The sequence below is a fragment of the Gramella sp. MAR_2010_147 genome, from assembly GCF_900105135.1.
GTDB lineage: Bacteria > Bacteroidota > Bacteroidia > Flavobacteriales > Flavobacteriaceae > Christiangramia.
Window position 1 is genome coordinate 2511918 of record NZ_LT629741.1, and the last position, 15148, is coordinate 2527065.

A 15148-nucleotide genomic window follows, 5' to 3' on the forward strand; every position below is an offset into this window, starting at 1 on the left:
TCTAATGTTAACTTAATGTTACCTGATTATTGCTAATTTGTAAACTTTTGGTATATTTGTGATATAAATGTTAACAGACAAGGACTCATGAAGACAATAAAAAACATACTTATGGCAACTGTATTCCTAGTAGGAGGAGTTGCAATGGCACAGGAAAAAGACTCTGAACCTGCATTTGAAAAGCAGGGAGATCTAATTAAAGGAACGTTTTATTATGAAGATGGAAGTGTTAGACAGGAAGGTACGTACAAGGACGGTAGACTCCACGGAGAATGGATTTCTTACAACCAAGATGGTGAAAAGACAGCCATCGCGAATTACAAGCATGGAAAGAAAGACGGGAAATGGTTTTTTTGGACTGAAGATAAACTTACCGAAGTTGACTATCAAAATAGCGTAATCGCCTCTATTAATAGTTGGAAAAGCGAAAGTTCTCTGGTTAATAACTTATAGAGAAAAATTATATAAATAAAAAGCCCGAAGCAATGCTTCGGGCTTTTTTTATTTCTCATATGCGAAGTTACTCCGCATATTCCACCACTTCAGGATCTTTACTGGTGGAAGCTTCTGTACTACTTCTCATAGAATGAACCCACATTTTAATCCTTATCGCGATGTAAAATAATATCGGAACGATGATCAACGTAAGAAAGGTTGCAACCATTAATCCGTAAATTACTGTCCATGCTAGTGGACCCCAGAAGATCACGTTATCTCCTCCAAAATAGATGTTTGCATCAAACTCGCTGAACAACGAGAAGAAATCAAGGTTAAGACCAATGGCTAAAGGTATCAATCCTAAGATCGTGGTTATCGCGGTTAGCAATACCGGTCTTAGACGTGCTTTACCTGCTCTAATAATCGTAAGTAAAAGTTCATCTTTTGAGAGAAATTCATTTTCAGGAATTCCAAGCCTTAGTTTCTTTCTATCTATGAGTAGTTGGGCATAATCTAATAGCACCACCCCGTTATTCACCACAATACCTGCCAGGGAGATAATTCCCATCATGGTCATCATAATTACGAAAGCAGATCCCGTAATTACGATACCTCCAAATACTCCTATTAAACTCAGGAAAATTGCGATCATAATAATCAAAGGTTTTGAAACTGAATTAAACTGGAAGATTAGTATTAAAAATATCAGTCCAAGTCCGCTGAAGAAAGCTCCCATTAGAAAAGCCTGTTGTTTATTCTGTTCTTCTATCTGGCCGGTATAATCTATCTTGATATCCTCAGGAACCCCATGAAAATTTCGCATTTCATTCTGGATCTGGCTAACCGCAGCTCCTGCGTCGGTATAACCTGGGGATAAAGCTGAGTAGATAGTAACTACTCTTCTCGTATCTCTATGCTTAATAGCGCTAAATCCAGATTTATTGCTTTTAGAAGTCACTGCTGCAACCGGAATCTCTCTTAGTCGCCCCTGATTATTTCTGAATGTAATTGTTTGATTAAAAAGCGCACTATTATCGTAGCGGCTTTCTTCATCAAATCGAACATAGATATCATAATCTTCTCCGCCTTCTTTATATACTCCCGCTTTAGTACCAAAAATTGAATTTCTAAGCTGCGTACCAACCTGTCCTGCACTTACTCCAAGTTCTCCAGCCTTTTGACGATCAACTTCCACCTGCATAGAGGGTTTGTCTTTATTAACATCGATCTTTAATTCATCAATCGCAGGTATATTTTTCGTGTTGATATATTCACGCATCTGCTCGGCAGTCGCGATCAATTCATCATAATCTTCACCCTCCAGTTCAATATTAATTGGGGAACCTGCAGGCGGGCCATTTTGATCTTTTTCTACTGAAATAAGAACTCCCGGATAGATCCCAGCCAGATCTTCCTGAACTTTCTGGCGTAAAATCTCACTGTCTTTTCCTCTTCGGTATTTATACTCTCTCATGGATGCCGTAATCTTACCTTTGTGAGGCATCTCCGCAGCAGAACCTCCATCGGTTTGTGGGTTTCCGGCACCTTCCCCTACCTGGGAAACAGCACTTTCTACCATGAAATTATAGCCATCGTCCATATATTCATCGCTGTTCAGAACCTTATAGACTCTTTGTTCAATCTCTTTGGTGATCGCGTTGGTCTTTTCAATATCGGTTCCTTCAGGATATTCAATGTAGACAATGATCTGGTTAGGTTTATTATCCGGAAAAAATTCAACTTTCGTTCTCTGGGAAGCAAGGGAAGCTCCAAATGCCATAAACGCTACGATAAGCAGCAGAAAAGTACTTCCAACGATCCAGTATGGTCGTTTTTTCTTGAAAGAAGAGGTGAGTTTTCGCTCATACCAGTTTTCAAGTCTTACCAATGCACTGGTCTGGAATTTATTGGCCATTTTTCTAAGAAACAATCTATAAACCCATAGCATGATCGCGGTGAAAATCATTAAAGTTCCAAGTGCGCGATATTCTCCACCAAAAATTAAGATTAAGAGTCCAATCCCGGCAATGATCGAAGAGGTTCGAATAATAGTCCTTAATGGCATATTTCGATCTTCTGTTCTCATGAACTGGGAGACCAGTACCGAGTTAAAGAAAATTGCCACAAAAAGGGATGATCCCAGCACTACCGATAGTGTGATTGGGAAGTAGATCATAAACTGTCCCATGAGTCCAGGCCATAAACCAAGGGGGATAAATGCAGCAACCGTGGTTGCTGTTGAGATAATGATTGGAAATGCAATTTCACCAATCCCTTCTTTGGCGGCTTCGATTCTTGAATAACCTTCCTCGTCCATGAGTCGGTATACATTTTCCACAACCACAATTCCGTTATCCACCAGCATTCCCAGCCCCATGATCAGACCAAAAAGGATCATCGTATTCATGGTATAGCCTAATTGGTTCAGGATCATCAGTGACATGAACATGGACATTGGGATCGCGAATCCCACAAACAATGCATTTTTAAATCCTAAGAAGAACATCAATACGGTTACCACCAGGATAATCCCGAAAATAATGTTGTTTACAAGGTCATCTACCTGACCAATAGTTTTAGAAGATTGATCGTTGGTAATAGAAATATCAAGATTAGAAGGAAAAACATCTGCCTGTGCTTTTTCAACTATTTCATCGATCTTCTCGGCAGCGGCCACCATGTTTTTACCTGAGCGTTTCTTTACATCAAGCATCACAACCTGATGTCCAAACTCCCTGGCGTAAGTGGTTTTTTCCTTCGCTTTGAAAGTGATATCTGCAATATCTTTTAAATATACATTATCACCATCTTCAGACTTTACAACAAAATTTTCCAGATCTGAAGGACTTTCAATTTCTCCTAAGATTCTAATGGTCCTTCGTTGTCCACTGGCGACATAATTCCCGGCAGACATGGTCATATTTCCATTCCCTATGGCACTGGTGATGTCGTTAAAGCTAACAGAGGAAGCCATCATTTTATAAATATCTACGGCTACTTCAATTTCTTTATCCTGAGCCCCTCGAATATCCACCTTTTTGATCTCTGGTAGATTTTCTATCTCATCCTGAAGATATTCTCCAAATTCTTTCAATTTCATAACAGGATAGTCTCCCGAGATATTGATGTTAAGAATAGGCATTTCTTCAGAAAGGCTAAGTTCAAAAACATTAGGTTCTACTTTGGCGCCATTAAAGGTTGGCCAATCTTCTCCTGAAGTCTCTGAATCTATTTCGTCCTTTACCTTTTGTTTGGCAAGTTCAACAGTAATATCCTCGTCAAACTCTATTACGATCATGGAGTAATCTTCCTGAGAAGTAGAAGTGATCTCCACAACATTGCTTACCGTCTTTAGTTTATCTTCCAACGGATTGGTTAGGAGCTTCTCAATATCCTCGGCAGTATTTCCGGGGTAAAGAGAGCTTACATAGATCTTTGTTTCTTTCACTTCCGGGAAACTTTCCCTTGGCATGCTAAAATATGCAGAGATACCAAAGAAGAGAATAAGAATCATACTCACATAGATCGTGGTCTTGTTCTTTATAGCCCAGGAAGAGAGCCCAAACTCTTTTTCCAGATATGTTTTCTTTTTCGCCATGTTGCCCTTAGTAATTAATTAGTTTGACGGTTTGTCCTTCCTTCACACTACGTGCGCCTTCCTGAATGATCATATCTCCATTTTTTAATCCCTTAAGGATCTCTATTTTGTCGCCCTGAGATTTTCCTGTCTCTATGATCACTCTTTTTGCGACAGCAGTATCTCCTTTAGTCTCGGTAAGAACGTATAAATATTGCTGTCCTTCTGCGTTTTCAGAAATGATATTTTGAGGCACCAAAATCGCCTTTTCATTTGTGTAATCATTGATCTTTACACGGGCCGTAAGATTTGGTTTGATATTTTTGTTCTTGTTTGGAACTTCAATCTCTGCATTAAAAGTCCTGTTGTTAGGATTAATGTAGGTGCCGGTTTGTTTTATCTTAGTATCCACGGTTTCTCCTAATACAGGAAAGCTTACCTCTACAGCTTTTCCTTCGGTAACATTAGAAATATAGCTTTCAGGTACGTCTGTCTTTATATACATGTCGTCAAGGTTTACCAGTCTAAGAATTGGGGTTTGACCTGGTGATACCACATTTCCCTGTTCAGTAATAATATCATCTATTACTCCTGAAAATGGAGCCGTAACTACAGATTTAGCAACCTGGCTTTTCATTTGGTTCACGGCATTTACCTGACCTTCGTAGCTTGATTTTGCCTGCAGGTATTGCATCTCGCTACCAATTTTCTGATCCCATAAACGCTTTTGACGTTCAAAAGTGGTTTTTGCAAGGTCTAATTGAGTTTGCATTTGAGCTAATTGCTGACTTAGTCCGCCATCATTAATAGAAGCAAGTCTTTGTCCCCTGGAAACTTTCTGCCCTTCTTCTACATAAACCCTTTCAAGAACACCGCTCATTTCAGCATTTAATACTACATTTTTCTTGGTCTCAACACTTCCCTGTAGCTCAAGAAAATGATCAAATTTTTCAGATTCTACTTCAAAGGAGGTTACCAGCGGGATGTTTCTTTCCGGATTAATTTCCTTCAATTTCGCATCCAATTGTTTTATTTCAGCTTCCAGTTCAACTTGCTGAGAGGTTAATTCATCTCTCTTCTGCTGAATCTTTTCAACATCATTGCTTTCTAAAATGGCTTCGGTAGAATCTTTCTTTGCTTCACCGCAGGAGATCAATATTAAAGGCAGTCCAATTATTAGGATTAACTTCTTCATATTCTTAATTATAAATGGGAAATTATTGTTCATCATTGTAAGTTCTTGTGTCCAGTAAATTGTCAAGTTCAGCCTTGGCTGTAATTACATTCAGCATAGATTGTAGATAATCCTGCTGGGAGGAGTAAAGCTGTCGCTGAGCTTCGCTTAGTTCAAAACTGCTGGCGATACCTTCAAAGAATTTTATCTGGTTTTTATTTTCAATCCTTTCAGCCAGTTCTAAATTTCGAATAGCGTTTTGATAATTCTCAAGACTGAATTCGTATTCGCTCTTTGCCATATTTATCTGGCGCTTTACTTCATTTTCGGTACGCTCAAGATCCAGCATCGCCTGCTCGTATTCAAGTTCTCTTTGTTGGGTTCTGGAACTTCTCATCCCACTGCTGAAAATTGGAATATTTAGACTTACTCCTAAAATTGACTGACCAAAATATTCCTGATCATTGTTTAAGAATGTGAATTTCTCACTAAATCCCTGGTACCCATAGTTTACAAACCCAGACAGTGTTGGCAGTGCTTTTGCCTTTTGTAGTCTTACCTGAATTTGAGCTGATTCTGCTGAATTCTTCGCGATACGATAGTCGATATTTTCTTCAACTGGAATTTCTTCCCTTAAAAGCGAAATATCATAATATTTCATCGCCAGCTCATCCAGATCATCAGTTAGAGTCACATTATTATCCACTGGGATTCCCAGGCTAAGGTTCAGCATCTCATAAGCGATATCTCGCATCCTTTCATTGCGGCTTAAATTGTTCTTTAGACCAAGAAGTGTAATTTCTAACTGCTCTACATCTTCCTGTTCTGTTAATCCATTTTCATAGATCTTTTGGGTGTCGTTATAATTCTTCTGAAGTGTTTCCACATTCTTTTCCAGGATATCCACGCTTTCTTCTGCCAGAAGCACATTTCCATAAGCGCTAATCACTGCCTTCTTAATTTCGAGATCGGTCTTTGTTTTGGCATTTTTGGAGATCTGTAATAAAGTTTTTACAGATTGAATACCTACTATATAAGAACCATCAAAAATTAGCTGATTCCATGTTCCTGTAGCGTTCATGCTTTGCTGTGTTCCAAAGGTAACCGGGGTAAAGGTGCCTGGTTCACCACCCGTGATTTCGGCAGGAAGCAATGTGACCGGTTGCTGTAGATAATTTTGATAGTCTACAGATCCACTTATTTGCGGAAGCCCCTGAGATATGATTTCCCATTTTTGTTTTAGGGCAATGTCAACATCTTTTTGAGCAATTTGTGACTGATAATTATTGGTTATTCCAAATTCTATCGCCTTCTGTAAAGAAAAGCGATAGGTTTTTAGGCTATCTTCCTGAGCGAATATTCCGGTTGATGCCAGTATAAGGAAGCTTAAAATTTTTAGGGTCTTATTTCTCATTACTATCTATTAGTTCTTCCAGAGTTTTAATTCCTTTTAAGGTGCAAATAGCTCTCAGGTGATATTCCAGAAAATATTCCATGAGCTTTGGATGGGTATACTCTTCAATCGGGAAAAGTTCAGTGTCTTTAATCCCCATCATTCCAACAAAGTGAATTCTGGTGATAAAATCTACGGGGATTCCTTTTCTATAAAAACCATCCTCAATACCTCTTTCAATATTTCCCACCATACAATTTTCAAGCAGTTCAAACTGTTTGCTCTTTAAGCTTTCGTATGCTTTTGGGTAATATTTTTGAAGTTGATAATGTGGGGAGGTTTTTTCCCCTTTTAGATGATGCGACACAAAGTGTTTAATGTCGAAATTCTCTTTTATGGGGTTTTGTTTTTTTTCTCTAATTTCTTCAATACCGCAATTTATTTTTTCGACCACATGAAAACTGGTAGCTAATACAAGTTTGTTCTTTGTGGAAAAATGCGTGTAAATGGTCTTTTTAGATATTCCCATGGCTTCAGCAATATCATCCATGGTAACACTTTTAAAGCCATATGTTAGAAACATATCTGCGGCTGTATTTAAAATTTTATCTCTCACCTTCATTAAAATTTGGCGCAAAAATAAAACAAGGAAACTTTAAAAACAATAAAAGTTTCCAAAGTTTACTATTTTTTAACATGCGCTTAAAATTTGAATTATATTCAATTATGGTATTTTAGCGGAAAAATTTGTGACCGCATGCTTGCCATTTCTGAGTATAGAGAAGCCATAACCAATTATTTGCAGGAAAGAATTAAGGTGAAAGAACCTGCGAACCTGTATGAGCCAATGGTTTATATATTGGAACAGGGAGGGAAAAGACTTCGTCCTGTTCTGGTTCTAATGGCTTCAGAAATTTTTGACTGTGATTATAGAAAGGCTCTGGATGCAGCGTTGGCTATAGAGGTTTTTCATAATTTTTCTTTGGTTCATGATGATATCATGGACGATGCCCCAATTAGAAGAGGAAAAGAGACCGTTCACGAGAAATGGGATGTTAATACCGGAATTCTTTCAGGGGATGCTATGCTTATAAACGCATATCAGCTATTCGAAAATTATGAAGGCGATACTTTTAAGGAGCTTTCAAAACTTTTTACGAAAACAGCGATAGAGGTTTGTGAAGGGCAGCAATATGATATTGATTTTGAGACTCGTGATAATGTAAGTATTGACGATTACCTTAAAATGATTGAGTATAAAACGGCGGTTCTGGTTGGTGCTTCACTACAAATGGGGGCTATCGTAGCTCAAACTTCTAAAGAATGCAAGGAAGCGATCTATCAATATGGCAGATTACTGGGAATTGCTTTTCAGCTTCAGGACGATTATCTGGATGCTTTTGGTGATCCCAAAACTTTTGGGAAGCAACCCGGAGGTGATATTATAGAAAATAAAAAGACATTTTTATATCTTAAGACACTGGAGCTTGCAAATAGAAGTGAGGCGCTTCAACTTGAGCATTTGTACACTATAAATCCTGTGGAGAACACTGGCAAAATTGAAGCGGTAAAAGCATTGTTTGAAAGTAGCGGCGCTGCAGAACTTACCAGAAAAGAGATTGAAAAATATACAGATAAAGCTTTTAAGATTCTTGAAAAAATCCAGTTGCCTGAAGATAAGAAGGAGCCACTGCAAAAGTTTGGTGAAATGTTGATGGAGAGACAGGTCTAATTCTTCTTCTAAGCTCCTTTAAATTCTTAGCAATAATTTATCCATTTTCAGGCACTGTTAAAATTCCTATAATCCAATAGAGAATTATCATAATGCCTGCAAGCTGTTTTTTTTAAAAATTGTATTTTTGTGATGTTTTTAAAAACAAAAGAAACATTTGTTTCAATTTTATGGATAGATTTTCATTTCTAAACGCTGCTCACACTGCATATTTCGCAGAACTTTACGATCAATATTTAAAACATCCTGATAGTGTTGAGCCCAGTTGGAGGGCTTTTTTTCAGGGATTTGACTTTGGAATGCAACAGGATGGCGTTTCTGAAGATATATTGGGAGAGGCTCCTGTAGATTTTGCCGAAGGAGAAATACCAACTCATGTAATTAAAGAATTTCAGGTAATTCGATTAATTGACGGTTACAGAACCAGGGGACATTTATTTACCAAAACAAACCCCGTAAGAGAACGAAGAAAGTATACGCCAACACTGGATATTTCCAATTTTGGTCTGGATGAAAATGATCTAAATACCACTTTTAATGCAGGAGATATTCTGGGTATTGGGCCTACATCTTTAAAAGAGATCATTAGACATCTTGAAAGGATCTATTGTGAATCTATTGGGATTGAATATATGTATATTCGAAAACCTGAGGAGATAGAATGGATTCAAAGCAAATTGAATGTTAATGAAAATCATCCAAAATTTGATGATTCCCAAAAGAAACAGATATTAAAGAAACTCAACGAAGCAGTTTCTTTTGAATCTTTCCTTCACACAAAATATGTTGGTCAAAAACGTTTTTCGCTGGAAGGTGGGGAAAGTTTGATTCCTGCGCTTGATGCGCTTGTTGAGAAAGCAGCTGAAATTGGAGTCAAAGAATTTGTAATGGGAATGGCTCACCGTGGAAGGCTTAATACCCTTACCAATATCTTCGGAAAAAGTGCTAAAGACATTTTTAGTGAGTTTGACGGGAAAGACTACGAGCAGGATATTTTTGATGGAGATGTAAAATATCATCTTGGCTGGACTTCCTGCAGAACTACTGATAACGGAAAAGAGATCAATATAAATATTGCGCCAAATCCTTCACACCTTGAAACCGTAGGGGCCGTAGTAGAAGGAATTACGCGTGCAAAGCAGGATCGTCGTTACGAAGGCGATAATTCTAAGGTACTTCCTATTCTTGTACATGGTGATGCAGCCATTGCAGGTCAGGGAATAGTTTACGAACTTGTACAGATGGCTCAGCTGGAAGGTTATGAAACCGGCGGGACCATTCATATTGTGGTAAATAACCAGATTGGATTTACAACGAATTATCTTGATGCGAGAAGCTCAACTTACTGTACAGATGTTGGGAAAGTCACGCTGTCACCGGTATTGCATGTAAATGCAGATGATGCTGAGGCTGTAGTGCACGCAATACTCTTTGCACTGGATTTCAGAATGAAATTTAAGAGGGACGTATTTATTGATCTTTTAGGTTATAGAAAATACGGTCATAACGAAGGAGATGAACCAAGGTTTACCCAGCCTAAGTTGTATAAAGCTATATCCAAGCATGAAAATGCCAGGGATATTTATGCAGAGAAGCTTAAAAAGAGCAATATCATAGATGACAGCTATCTTCAAAAGCTGGAAGAAGAATATAAAGCTTCTCTGGAAGAGGAACTGGAAGACTCCAGAAAGGAGAAAACTACCAGGATCACTCCATTTATGGAAGATGAATGGGAAGGCTTTGAAAATGTTCAGGAAGATGAAATGATGAAGAATGTGGATACCACATTCGATCTTGAGAAACTTGATAAAGTAGCTGAAGCTATCTCTGAATTGCCGGAAGGCAAAAAGTTTATGAGAAAGATCAAAAAGATCATAGACGGCAGAAAGAAAATGTATTTTGAAGATAATAAGCTGGACTGGTCTATGGCTGAACATTTGGCGTATGGATCTTTGATGGCAGAAGGTTATAATATTAGAATAAGCGGCCAGGATAGCGAGCGTGGAACGTTCTCTCATCGTCATGCCGTGGTGAAAGTAGAAGACAGTGAAGAAGAGATCATTCTTCATAATAATATAAAAGACAGGGACGGAGATTTTTTCATTTATAACTCTCTGCTATCAGAATATGGAGTGGTAGGTTTCGATTATGGTTATGCTATGGCAAGCCCAACCACGCTTGCCATATGGGAAGCACAATTTGGAGATTTTGTGAATGGTGCGCAGATCATGATAGATCAATATATCTCTGCAGCAGAAGATAAATGGAAACTTCAAAACGGACTGGTAATGTTACTGCCGCATGGTTATGAAGGCCAGGGAGCAGAACACTCTTCAGGTAGAATGGAGCGTTTTCTTCAGCTTTGTGCAAAAGATAATATGTATGTGGCAGATGTTTCTACTCCTGCGAACATGTTCCATATTTTAAGAAGACAAATGAAGGCGAAGTTCAGAAAGCCATTGATCATCTTTACGCCAAAAAGTTTATTGCGTCATTCAAGAGTAATTTCTATTAAAGAAGAATTTGCAACTGGAAGTTTTCAGACTCTTATAGATGATGATGAGGCTAAAGTGGAGAAGATCAAAACACTGGTATTTTGTACAGGAAAGTTTTATTACGATCTTTTGAAGCATAGAGAAGAGAATGAAAGAGATGATGTGGCACTGGTAAGGATAGAACAACTTTTCCCATTACCAATTTCTAAGATGAAAGAGATGATGGAGAAGTACAAGAATGCTGATGATGTAGTATGGGCTCAGGAAGAACCAAGAAATATGGGGGCTTATGGCCATTTACTACTTCATTTTGAAGAAGCTAGAAAATTCAGGGTTTGCAGCCGTAAATTTTATGGATCTCCAGCAGCTGGTAGTTCGGTTCGTTTTAAAAAGCGTCACGAACGTGTAATTAACAGCGTGTTTGATAAGAATTTAAACGAAGAAGAGAATAATTAAGAATCAATTTCCTGAATTTCAGGAACCAAAATAGATAACAATCATGGCCTTAGAAATGAAAGTTCCTTCACCCGGGGAATCCATCACTGAAGTTGAAATAGCCCAGTGGCTGGTAGAAGACGGGGATTACGTTGAAAAAGATCAGGCAGTTGCCGAAGTAGATAGTGATAAAGCAACCCTTGAACTTCCTGCGGAGGCGAGTGGTGTTATTACATTAAAGGCTGAAGAAGGTGATGTGGTAGAGGTTGGCGAGGTTGTTTGCCTAATTGATACCGAAGCAGAAAAATCAGGCGGAGATAAGAAGGATGACTCAGGTGATAAATCAGCTGAAAAGGAGGAGAAAGAACGCCAGGAAAAGACGGAAGACAAGAAAGATAGTGATAAAGCAGAGGCTAAAACTGAAACTCCTTCAAAATCCAGTACTCCAAATCAGAAGCAGGATACCTATGCTACAGGAAGTCCATCTCCTGCAGCCAAGAAGATATTGGATGAAAAAGGAATGGATCCAAAAGAGGTAAAAGGTTCGGGTAAAGACGGTCGTGTTACTAAACAGGATGCAGTTGAAGCTAAAGCTTCTATGGGATCTCCGGGAACTGGTTCGCGAGGAGAAGAGAAGAAAAAAATGTCTATGTTTCGTCGTAAACTGGCAGAACGTCTGGTAAGTGCTAAAAACGATACGGCGATGCTAACTACTTTTAACGAAGTAGATATGTCTCCAATTTTTGAGCTTAGAAAGAAATATAAGGAAGAATTTAAAGATAAACACGGGGTGAGCTTAGGGTTTATGTCTTTCTTTACTTTGGCGGTTATTCGTGCTTTAGATGAATATCCTGCAGTAAACTCCATGATAGATGGGGATTATCAGGTAAGTTATGATTATAAAGATATTAGTATAGCGGTTTCCGGTCCTAAAGGTCTTACAGTGCCGGTAATTAGAAATGCTGAAAACTTAAGTTTCCGCGGAGTGGAAGCTGAAGTGAAACGCCTTGCTTTAAGAGCTCGTGATGGAAAGATCACAGTAGATGAAATGACTGGAGGGACCTTTACAATTACCAATGGTGGTGTTTTTGGATCTATGCTTTCAACACCAATTATCAACCCTCCACAAAGTGCAATTTTAGGAATGCATAATATCGTTGAGAGACCGGTGGCGATCGATGGGCATGTAGAGATTAGGCCTATTATGTACGTTGCCTTGTCTTACGATCATAGGATCATTGACGGTAAAGAATCTGTTGGATTTCTTGTTGCTATTAAAGAGGCTTTAGAAAATCCAGAGGAATTATTAATGGATAATGATATAAAAAGAGCTCTGGAATTGTAGAGTTTTTGGTGAAAGGAAATAAAAAAAGGGTTAGCAGGAGCTGACCCTTTTTTATTCTAACAAAAATTAAAACAAAACTAACAAACGAAGTACATTCAATGCTAAGATCCCCACAACTGAAATGGCCAGGATAAGAAAAATTAGATGTGTGGAAACTTTAGTTTTGATACGTCTTAAAATTTAAATTGTAATCATTCAAATTTAAAATTTTAAGCTGCTCGGGTCAAAGGGGATTTTTCCCTTTATTTTAAATATAAAGCCTTGTTTTTATAATCAATCACGGCTTTTCCTTTTTTGAGAATATCTGCACCTATAATACCCTGTACTTTTTCAGCTTTATGATTTATAAGGGCTTCGTTTACATGTTTAAGATCGAATAAAACAAGATCTATTTTCTTCTTTTTCCAGGTTTTTATTTCTATTCGATTTTTTTGAGACACCTGAGTAAGCATATTGGTAGCTCCGGCTCCTGCAGCTTTTATATCACTATCTTCTGACAGCAGATCAAAATGTTCAACTGCATCGATGCCCACACAAGTACTGGAAGCACCAGTATCCAGAATAAAATTTCCTTCAATATCGTTGATCTTAGCAACTAATTCCAGATGATTTGTTTTAGTATATTTTAGTTTTATGCGGTGGTAACCTTTTTCTTCTAGCAGCTTTTTTAGAGACATTCTTTTTATTGCAAATATATGATTATAGGGGATAGGTAAATAATGATTTACTTTTCTGAAAGCAGTTAAATTTCAATTTTAGCATAAATCCGTACTATCTTTGCGCCTTATGAGCACAATGGTACAAATTACGGCATTGCCACATGAACAGGATGATCATCACCTATTGTTAAATAGAGCGATTCGGAAATCAAATATTCGAAAAGATGATATTGGAGACTGGCGAATTAGAAAACGTTCTATAGATGCCCGTAAAAACCCTGTAAGACTTAATCTTCAAATAGAAATTTGGAGAAATGGTGAAGAAAAGTCTGCGATTACACCATTCGTGTATCAAAATGTTTCAGAAGCTAAAAAAATAGCTATTGTTGGTGCAGGACCTGCAGGTTTATACGCAGCATTGCGCGCTGTGGAAGCGGGGCTAAAACCAATAGTTTTTGAAAGGGGAAAAGATGTAAGATCCAGAAGGCACGATCTGGCTAAGATCAATAAAGAACAAATTGTAAATCCGGAATCAAATTATTGTTTTGGAGAAGGTGGTGCTGGAACATATTCAGATGGGAAATTGTATACACGATCCAAAAAGCGGGGTAACGTTTTAAAAGCTTTAGAGTGGTTCGTAGAATTTGGGGCAGATCCTGATATTCTGGTAGATGCGCATCCTCATATTGGCACTAATAAATTACCCAGGATTATTACAGCCATGCGTGAAGCCATTATAAAGGTTGGAGGAGAAGTACACTTTAACTCCAAACTTACCGATCTTAAATTGAAAGAAGATAGTATTGAGGCGATTGAGATCAATGCAGAGAAATGGCATTCTTTTGATGATGTTATTCTGGCAACAGGCCATTCAGCCAGAGATATATTTCACCTGTTACATGACAAAAAAATTAAAATAGAAGCTAAGCCTTTCGCTTTAGGTGTTCGTATTGAACATCAACAAAAATTAATTGATCATATTCAATATCATGGGGATGATGAAAATCCTTATTTGCCGCCTGCTTCTTATACTTTGGTAGAGCAGGTAGATGGGATGGGGGTTTATTCATTTTGTATGTGCCCGGGAGGTATTATCGCTCCCTGTGCTACACAACAGGAAGAGGTAGTAACGAATGGCTGGAGTCCAAGTAAGCGCAATAATCCATATTCTAATTCAGGTATAGTGGTAAGTATTGAGCCAGCCGATCTCCCGAACTTTAAGCCGAATGATCCTTTTGTATGTCTTGATTTTCAGAAATTAGTGGAAAAAAAATGCTGGGAAGCTGCGGGGAGAACTCAAAGGGTTCCGGCACAGCGTATGAAAGATTTTGTAGAAAGGAAGGTTTCGAAAGATTTTCCGAAAACCTCTTATCAACCGGGTATAGTAAGCGTGGATCTTAATAAGGTTCTTCCAGATCTTATAGCGCGCCGATTAAGAAAAGCATTTATGAAATTCGGTAAAAAACTGAAAGGCTATTATACTAATGATGCCGTATTACATGCCCCGGAAAGCAGGACTTCCTCTCCTATATTAATTCCGCGTAATGCTGAAACTTTAGAACATGTAGAAGTAAAAGGACTCTATCCATGTGGAGAGGGCGCTGGTTATGCCGGAGGAATTGTTTCCGCAGCAATAGATGGGATTAATTGTGTAGATGCGATTGTAAAGAAATATGAGTTACGTTGAGCACAGTTGAATTGTGAGTTTAATTCCCAACTCTTATTTTAAAGCCCGATTCCACCAGTCTTGGATCTGTTTAGGTGGGCTGTTTCGAGATCCTCTTTATATCCAGAAATATATAAAATAGATCTTTTATATAGAGTAAAACATATAGTTAGATTTAATTTATTTTTTTTTAGTCTTAAAGGTTGCACAGTGTTTTTGGCAAATTTTAATAAT

General features: G+C 38.1%; 10 protein-coding genes. 5 read left to right on the forward strand and 5 right to left on the reverse strand.

Annotation, left to right across the window (positions count from 1 at the left end):
- Positions 1 to 111: 111 nt before the first annotated feature.
- The gene (locus BLT95_RS11415; protein WP_231896359.1) at positions 112 to 453 is read left to right on the forward strand and encodes a nicotinic acid mononucleotide adenyltransferase; all 342 of its coding nucleotides are present in this window, start codon (positions 112 to 114) and stop codon (positions 451 to 453) included.
- A gap of 67 nt (positions 454 to 520) precedes the next feature.
- On the opposite strand, the gene BLT95_RS11420 is transcribed toward BLT95_RS11415, so the two are convergent.
- From BLT95_RS11420 to BLT95_RS11435, 4 genes are read right to left on the reverse strand one after another with little or no spacing between them, the layout of a single operon-like run.
- Positions 521 to 4036, reverse strand: coding sequence for an efflux RND transporter permease subunit (locus BLT95_RS11420; protein ID WP_089666311.1), 3516 nt, complete (start codon positions 4034 to 4036; stop codon positions 521 to 523).
- A gap of 7 nt (positions 4037 to 4043) precedes the next feature.
- Complete coding sequence (locus BLT95_RS11425) at positions 4044 to 5210, reverse strand: efflux RND transporter periplasmic adaptor subunit (RefSeq protein ID WP_089666907.1); 1167 nt, start codon at positions 5208 to 5210, stop codon at positions 4044 to 4046.
- 22 nt (positions 5211 to 5232) lie between these two features.
- Positions 5233 to 6603 carry a TolC family protein gene (locus BLT95_RS11430; RefSeq protein WP_089666312.1) on the reverse strand — a complete coding sequence of 457 codons (1371 nt, stop codon included), beginning with the start codon at positions 6601 to 6603 and terminating at the stop codon, positions 5233 to 5235.
- Entirely contained in the window at positions 6593 to 7198 is a 606-nt protein-coding gene (locus BLT95_RS11435) for a TetR/AcrR family transcriptional regulator (protein ID WP_089666908.1), read from the reverse strand. The genes BLT95_RS11430 and BLT95_RS11435 overlap by 11 nt, the downstream gene beginning before the upstream one ends.
- A gap of 141 nt (positions 7199 to 7339) precedes the next feature.
- Here BLT95_RS11435 and BLT95_RS11440 point away from each other — a divergent pair, with 141 nt between their 5' ends.
- From BLT95_RS11440 to odhB, 3 genes are all read left to right on the forward strand, one after another.
- Positions 7340 to 8314, forward strand: a complete 975-nt coding sequence (locus BLT95_RS11440) for a polyprenyl synthetase family protein (protein ID WP_089666313.1) — start codon at positions 7340 to 7342, stop codon at positions 8312 to 8314.
- A gap of 170 nt (positions 8315 to 8484) precedes the next feature.
- The gene (locus BLT95_RS11445) at positions 8485 to 11265 is read left to right on the forward strand and encodes a 2-oxoglutarate dehydrogenase E1 component (RefSeq protein ID WP_089666314.1); all 2781 of its coding nucleotides are present in this window, start codon (positions 8485 to 8487) and stop codon (positions 11263 to 11265) included.
- A 43-nt stretch (positions 11266 to 11308) separates the two neighbouring features.
- The gene (gene odhB, locus BLT95_RS11450; RefSeq protein WP_089666315.1) at positions 11309 to 12589 is read left to right on the forward strand and encodes a 2-oxoglutarate dehydrogenase complex dihydrolipoyllysine-residue succinyltransferase; all 1281 of its coding nucleotides are present in this window, start codon (positions 11309 to 11311) and stop codon (positions 12587 to 12589) included.
- A gap of 242 nt (positions 12590 to 12831) precedes the next feature.
- On the opposite strand, the gene BLT95_RS11455 is transcribed toward odhB, so the two are convergent.
- Positions 12832 to 13266 (reverse strand): retropepsin-like aspartic protease, encoded by a 435-nt coding sequence (locus tag BLT95_RS11455; RefSeq protein WP_089666316.1) that lies wholly within the window; start codon positions 13264 to 13266, stop codon positions 12832 to 12834.
- 109 nt (positions 13267 to 13375) lie between these two features.
- On the opposite strand from BLT95_RS11455, the gene BLT95_RS11460 reads away from it, so the two are divergent.
- Positions 13376 to 14935: an FAD-dependent protein gene (locus BLT95_RS11460; RefSeq protein ID WP_089666317.1), complete on the forward strand. Its 1560-nt coding sequence runs from the start codon at positions 13376 to 13378 to the stop codon at positions 14933 to 14935.
- Positions 14936 to 15148: the final 213 nt, after the last annotated feature.